Genomic DNA, 1,087 nt, shown 5'->3' on the forward strand with positions numbered 1-1,087 from the left:
GTGAACGGGCTGGACCCCACCGCGTTCCCCAGCCTGCTGCGGCTGGAGAACGACGTGGTCCGCACGGCGGCCCGGCTGCTGGGCGGCGACGAGCGGACCGTCGGCACGGTCACGTCCGGCGGCACCGAGTCGTGCCTGCTCGCGGTGGTCGCGGCCCGGGACTCGCGGCCCGAGGTGGCGCGGCCGTCGATGGTGGTGCCGGAGACCGCGCACGCGGCGTTCCACAAGGCGGCGCACTACTTCGGCGTGCGGGTGGTCGCGGTGCCGGTGGACCCGGAGACGTTCCGGGCGGACCCGGCGGCGATGGCGGCGGCGATCGACCCGTCCACGGTGCTGGTGGTGGCCAGCGCGCCGTCCTACGCGCACGGCGTGGTCGACCCGGTCACCGAGATCGCCGCCGCCGCACTCGAACGCGGGGTGCGGTGCCACGTGGACGCGTGCATCGGCGGGTGGGTGCTGCCGCACGCGCCGGACGCGCCGCCGTTCGACTTCTCCGTGCCCGGGGTCACCAGCATCTCGGTGGACCTGCACAAGTACGCGTACTGCCCCAAGGGGACGTCGGTGCTGCTGCACGCCTCGGCCGACCTGCGCCGCTCGCAGTACTTCGCGTCGGCCGCCTGGCCCGGTTACACGATGTTGAACTCGACCACGCAGTCCACCCGGTCCGGTGGTCCCCTGGCCGCCGCCTGGGCGGTGCTGCGGCACATCGGTGACGTCGGGTACCGCTCGCTCGCCCTGCGGGCGCTGGAGAGCACGCGCGTGCTGCGCGAGGGCATCGGGAAGATCGACGGGTTGCGGGTGCTCGGCTCGCCGTCGTCGACGTTGCTGGCCGTCACGGCCGCGCGGGACGACTTCGACGTGTTCACCGTGGCCGACGAGATGAAGGCGCGGAGCTGGTACGTCCAGCCGCAGTTCGCCTACCGCTCCTCCCCCGCGAACCTGCACCTCACCGTCACCGCGGCGAACGCCGGGCACGAGTCGGAGCTCCTGGATGACCTGCGGGCCTCCGTGGACGCCGCGGTGGAGGCCGGGCCGGTGCAGGTGGCGCCGGAGGTCGTGGCGTTCGTCGGCGGGCTGGAGCCGGACT

The 1,087-nt window shown here is 74.1% G+C and carries 1 protein-coding gene; it reads left to right on the top strand.

Annotated features, from left to right (window positions below):
* On the top strand, positions 1 to 1,087 hold a 1,087-nt coding region (locus tag AB0G02_RS41830), incomplete at both ends, for an aminotransferase class V-fold PLP-dependent enzyme (protein ID WP_360806617.1).

The sequence above is a fragment of the Actinosynnema sp. NPDC023658 genome (assembly GCF_040639995.1).
Classification (GTDB): Bacteria; Actinomycetota; Actinomycetes; order Mycobacteriales; family Pseudonocardiaceae; genus Actinosynnema.